This window comes from Anabaena sp. CS-542/02 (genome assembly GCF_028331085.1).
GTDB classification, from domain to species: domain Bacteria; phylum Cyanobacteriota; class Cyanobacteriia; order Cyanobacteriales; family Nostocaceae; genus Anabaenopsis; species Anabaenopsis arnoldii.
On the sequence record NZ_JAQMTM010000166.1, the window covers coordinates 1 to 5225 of the forward strand.

Here is a 5225-nt window from a genome sequence, read left to right on the forward strand (position 1 = left end):
CGCCAAAAATATTGACCGATGGTTTGAGAAGATTTTTATTCCTGAACGGTCAGAAACGGTAAGCTTTACCGGGATTGCTTGCGGAGCGGACAAACCTAGTCGAAGTCATTCTCAGACCGCGATGAAACAAGAAGTTAACGCCAAAACTACCAGTGGGTAGTTTTGGGTAAGTTTAACCGAGCGGACGATGAGGAATTATTGCTAAGATACCATATCAGCTACAGCAGCTCGGACTTGCTCCGATGGCTGTGCTAAAGCTGCTAGGTAGTCTGTTTTTAATTTCTCCAGCATTGCTGGTCGTCTGTCATATAACCGCTTCAGAGGTCGAGGTTGACACTGGTTGAGAACATAAGCTGTGACTAATGGTATAGCTATGGTACTATCAGTGTAACAAACAATTGTGCTAGGTAACTCTTCTGGGTCTATTTTACCCCAACTCACAGCTTCCGAGGGGGTTGCACCTGACAAACCTCCGGTATCCGGTCGAGCATCGGTAAACTGTACAAAGTAATCGTGTCCCCGTTCTTCCAGCCCTAACACTTCGTGAATTTGCGGTTGTGTTTGTAGTAAAAAGTTTTTAGGACTACCACCACCGAGAATTACAGCTGCACTTTTTCCGGCTGATTCTCTGGCACAATAGGCGATCGCTGCTGTCTCATTCACGTCAATAGAAGGGTCTATGACTAACTTTGAACCTTCCAAAGCTAAAGCTGCAACATTCATCCCAATGGAACTATCTCCTGGGGATGAGGTATAAATAGGTACGCCACATTCATAGGCTGTAGCTAACAAACAAGAATGCTGCACTCCCAACTGCTTTTCTACTTCTCGGACATACTTACCCAATAGATAGTGAAACTCCGCAGTTCCCATGGGTTTTTGAAATACTTCTGCTTGGAGAATCTTGCGAATAAAAGCATCAGTTTCCAGCAAGACATCATAGCCAAAGATAATATCATAGATTCTGATCGTACCATCTTGGCGCAACTTGACATCATCCAAAAACGGATTACCGGCAAAAAGTTCAAAACCTAAGCCGTAGTGCATATCATGGTAAAGATTCGCACCTGTACTAATCATCCAGTCAATAAAACCGTTGCGAATTAGGGGCGATAGTGCTGAAACTCCAAATCCAGCTGGTGTCATCGCACCAGAAAGGCTAACCCCCACAGTCACCCCATCTTTTAAGATATCGTGACTCATGAGTTGACAGATTTCTCGCAAACGTGCTGAGTTATAGGCTGTGAAGTAATTATTAATCAAATCCACCACCCCGATATCGGTGGACATGGGTATGGGGGAGATTTTTTGACCCAGTTTTTTTGACATTTTGGCACTCCTGAATAGTAAACACGCTGAATCTAATGTTATCTAGATTTCAGGCAATTATGACATTACCCCTAGGAAAGAATTTCGACAAAAATTATACTGATATAACAATAGCAATTTACCTGCTGGGTTGTCTGGGAAAGCTGTATCAAAATACCAGTATAAATAAGATGAGTACAAACAACTTTGTCGGGACTTGGAAATTAGTATCTTGGGAAAGTACATCTGGCGATGGTCAGACTTGTTACCCATTTGGGAAACATCCCATTGGTTATATTACATACACTGAATCTGGTTATATGTCTGCAACAATTATGAAAGCCCATCGCCTGAATATTGAAGTTTCCTCAGCCGAGTTGATGAATGCTAGGAAAGTATTCTTAAGACCTTGGCTTTTAGTCACTGCTTTTAAGTACATTAAAGCAATTACTAGATATCTTCAAGCATCTGCTAATTATGTTTCTTACAGTGGTAAATATGAAATACAGGCAGAAACAGTAATTCATTATGTGGAAATTAGCCTCATACCTGATTGGATTGGAACCGAGCAGTTACGCCAATTCCAATTTATTGGCGATCGCCTAGTATTAGTCACGCCGCCCATAGGCGGAAATCCTCAAACTCTGACATGGGAGCGCGCCTGATATCAACTTGTGGGGGAAAATGATCCCTAGGGAATCTGAAATGAAGTTTTGACAGAACATTTATCAGGTCAGATTCTCCCAAAATTTAGTTAATTAAATACTACAAAAATGTAGATATCCAACATTTTTCACGATCTCTAAGTCATATGATGGGAAATTAATCTGGGATGTCAAAATAATTTCTCACAAGAGTTAAATGAAACAACAATGTATTTACCCTCCTGAATAAATCCAGTCTTTTCAAGACTAACCCCTTCGTCCTGTAGCCCTGCTGTGGGTGAGAAAATTCATATTTGATAAGTAAGGTTGATGAAAAGCGATACACCAGAAGAGTTAAACTCAGATAGAGAAATTGAACGCTTAATAGACGAAATCATGTCCTCAACCCTAACTAACTTAACTGATGAACAATACCGCCACAAGATGCAGCGGCGCAAAGAGGTACAGGATCGCCGTATAGCAGAGGCTGTACCAGAAAAAGGTTTAATTATAGTTAATACTGGTAATGGTAAGGGTAAAACTACGGCGGCTTTGGGTATGGTGTTGCGATCGCTCGGTCATGGGTATAAAGTAGCGATTGTGCAATTTATCAAAGGTGCTTGGGAACCATCAGAAAAAAAGGTTTTTAGCTTTTGGGAAGACCAGATAGAATTTCACGCTATGGGGGAAGGCTTTACCTGGGAAACTCAAGACCGCGATCGCGACCTTGACAAAGCCAGCGCCGCTTGGGAAAAATCATTAGAATATATTCGCAATCCAGAATTTCAGTTAGTGTTGCTCGATGAAATCAATATCGCCCTCAAAATGGGCTATTTACAAGTCGATCAGGTTTTAGCAGGGTTAGCAGAAAAACCACCCAACAAGCACGTAATTCTCACAGGTCGAGGCGCACCCCCTGCTTTAATCGAGCGAGCAGATTTAGTCACGGAAATGACTCTGATTAAACATCCTTTCCGGGATCAAGGAGTGAAAGCCCAAGCAGGGATTGAGTTTTAATTAACACCATCCCTCGTGGAAAAACAAGATAAAAAATCGCCCCCTGACTTCAGGAGGCGCGTCACCGCAAGCTATCTGCTTTTAGCTAGCAACGTACTCCTTGACATTGGCGCGACGACGGCGCAAATGAGCAAGAGCCTGATGTTCTAGCTGACGGACGCGCTCACGGCTAAGATTTAAGCGTTCACCCACTTTAGCTAAAGACATTTCATTCCCATCTTCTAAACCAAAGCGCAGGGCTAAAACCTGTCTTTGTTGGGGGGTAAGTTCTGCCAACAAGTTATTCAGGTCTTCACGCAAGAACTCTTGGGTGGTGTAATACTCAGGAGATGGTCCTTCATCTTCGAGCATTTCTTGCAATTCCGTATCCTGGTTATCGCCGACTTTCACATCTAAGGACACTGGTTGACGCGCCATATTCAGGTACTCCCGAATCTGCATCGGCTCTAGTTCCAACTCTTGCGCAATCTCCGCAGGATTCGGCGATCGCCCCAACTTTTGCGCCAATTCCCGCTGTACTTTTTTGATTTTGTTGAGTTTCTCGGTGATATGAATCGGTAACCGAATAGTCCGACCTTGCTGGGCGATCGCCCGGGTAATCGCTTGGCGAATCCACCAGTAAGCATAGGTGGAGAACTTATAACCCCTGGTGGGATCAAACTTTTCTACACCCCTTTCTAATCCTAGAGTTCCTTCCTGGATCAAATCCAAAAACTCCATGTTGCGCTTTTGGTATTTCTTGGCGATGGCCACAACCAAGCGCAGGTTGGCTTCAATCATCTTTTGCTTGGCCCGTTTACCTTGGGTCACAGAGTGTTTGATCTGTGTTTCCGTTTGCTTAACATGGGCTGCCCACTCTGCTAAACTAGGTTCATGACCTAGCTCCTTCCCTAAGGAGTCTTTAGCCTCCACAAGGGTCATCATTTGTTGTACCTGCTTGCCAAAAATAATCTCTTCTTCACGCGTTAGCAGTGGTACCCGACCAATTTCCCGCAGATAGGTTCTGACCATATCAGCCGTGAATTTGGTATTGAGGTTTTCCGTTTTGGTTTTAACAATAGCCATTGGTGCGTTGTCCTCTACTCCGTAAATACAACGGATCTTGAATAACTAAATCTGGTTTGGAAAGGTAGTAAACATATCACGGAACATAGGGCGCTACCAAAAGAAGTCAATTCATACACCGCCTATGAAAGATTAAGAATACCCCTACCCGATATAGGTTCCCTTACCTTCCCTGAATTTTGAAATCTCCTAGAAGCACACTTGGTTATTGGCGTAAATTCTTTTTATCCTCGGCCGCGATGTGCAATTGTAAAATCTGAAGTCGATATGATTTCTACTTATCCTATATTAAGACAAATCCAGCAGATAGTAAAGTAACTCAGGTAAATCTTTCAATTATAATTCAAAACTGTTTCGTTGACAAAAAAAATAGTTTACACAAATCTTACTAACTATATCCATAGTGACGGAAAAACCCCCTCCTCAGTTGCTGACAAGTAGCGGGATAACCGAACTATTTGACCTGCGAAGATGGAGAGATGTTACGAAACCAAAGAATTTCAGGCAGCAAAACTGCTATTGGGGATCGAATGTAGACGCGACTCAACGCGTCTTGGTAAGATTAAGGCACAATTAGCACTGGGCAAGGTGAAAGATTAATTACACGCGTAGTAACACTATCATTTGCTCCCTCGTCAGTCAAACCTAATCCTCTACAACCCATGATAATTAAATCTGCCCCGATGTCATCAGCCACATCACAGATAGTAAAGGCTGGTTTCCCTTGTTTTTCCAGAATCTCACATTGAATTCCTTGCTGAGAAAACAAAGATCGCGCATTTTCCAGCAATTGAGACACAAGGTCTGACGACTTCATGGGATCTGGACTTGGTACATCTGTGACTGGTTCTTCCACCACAGACAGCAGCACCAAGCGACTACCGTACTTCTGCACAACGTTGGTAACTACATCAGCAGCTTCTCGCGCTTCCCGGCTTTGATCAATTGGAAATAGTACTGTTTTAAACATCTCTGTCACTTAGCACTCCTGACTTCGTTGACACTCACCTAACTAAGGAGATTTAGTGTTTACCTGCTATATAAAACCTAAACAAAGCTAGACTTTACTTTCTACTTCAACAGGAGCATGGGAGCGGTTATCCCTCAGTAGACTTGCACGCCTTAGCCAGACGCGATATTTCTCTTAAGATTTACAAGAAAGACTACCGCTATCATTGCTTGGTTTTCGCG

The 5225-nt window shown here is 43.0% G+C and carries 5 protein-coding genes; 2 read left to right on the top strand and 3 right to left on the bottom strand.

Going from position 1 to position 5225, the window contains the following annotated elements:
* Positions 1-201: 201 nt before the first annotated feature.
* A complete protein-coding gene (locus PN447_RS17230) occupies positions 202-1329 on the bottom strand; it encodes a homospermidine biosynthesis protein (RefSeq protein WP_271764235.1) in 1128 nt (375 codons plus the stop codon).
* Positions 1330-1499: 170 nt separating this feature from the next.
* On the opposite strand from PN447_RS17230, the gene PN447_RS17235 reads away from it, so the two are divergent.
* Entirely contained in the window at positions 1500-1973 is a 474-nt protein-coding gene (locus tag PN447_RS17235) for a lipocalin-like domain-containing protein (protein WP_271764236.1), read from the top strand.
* A 309-nt stretch (positions 1974-2282) separates the two neighbouring features.
* Positions 2283-2969: a cob(I)yrinic acid a,c-diamide adenosyltransferase gene (gene cobO / locus PN447_RS17240; protein WP_271764237.1), complete on the top strand. Its 687-nt coding sequence runs from the start codon at positions 2283-2285 to the stop codon at positions 2967-2969.
* An 81-nt stretch (positions 2970-3050) separates the two neighbouring features.
* Here the strand turns inward: cobO and PN447_RS17245 are convergent, their stop codons facing one another.
* On the bottom strand, positions 3051-4034 hold the full coding sequence (locus PN447_RS17245; RefSeq protein ID WP_271764238.1) for an RNA polymerase sigma factor, RpoD/SigA family: 984 nt from the start codon (positions 4032-4034) through the stop codon (positions 3051-3053).
* Between the two features lie 562 nt (positions 4035-4596).
* A complete protein-coding gene (locus tag PN447_RS17250; RefSeq protein ID WP_271764239.1) occupies positions 4597-5004 on the bottom strand; it encodes a universal stress protein in 408 nt (135 codons plus the stop codon).
* Positions 5005-5225: the final 221 nt, after the last annotated feature.

Excerpts from the sequence above, each read along its gene's own strand:
- PN447_RS17230 (WP_271764235.1), bottom strand. The coding sequence starts at position 1,329 with ATGTCAAAAAAACTGGGTCAAAAAATCTCCCCCATACCCATGTCCACC.
- PN447_RS17235 (WP_271764236.1), top strand. The coding sequence starts at position 1,500 with ATGAGTACAAACAACTTTGTCGGGACTTGGAAATTAGTATCTTGGGAA.
- cobO (WP_271764237.1), top strand. The coding sequence starts at position 2,283 with ATGAAAAGCGATACACCAGAAGAGTTAAACTCAGATAGAGAAATTGAA.
- PN447_RS17245 (WP_271764238.1), bottom strand. The coding sequence starts at position 4,034 with ATGGCTATTGTTAAAACCAAAACGGAAAACCTCAATACCAAATTCACG.
- PN447_RS17250 (WP_271764239.1), bottom strand. The coding sequence starts at position 5,004 with ATGTTTAAAACAGTACTATTTCCAATTGATCAAAGCCGGGAAGCGCGA.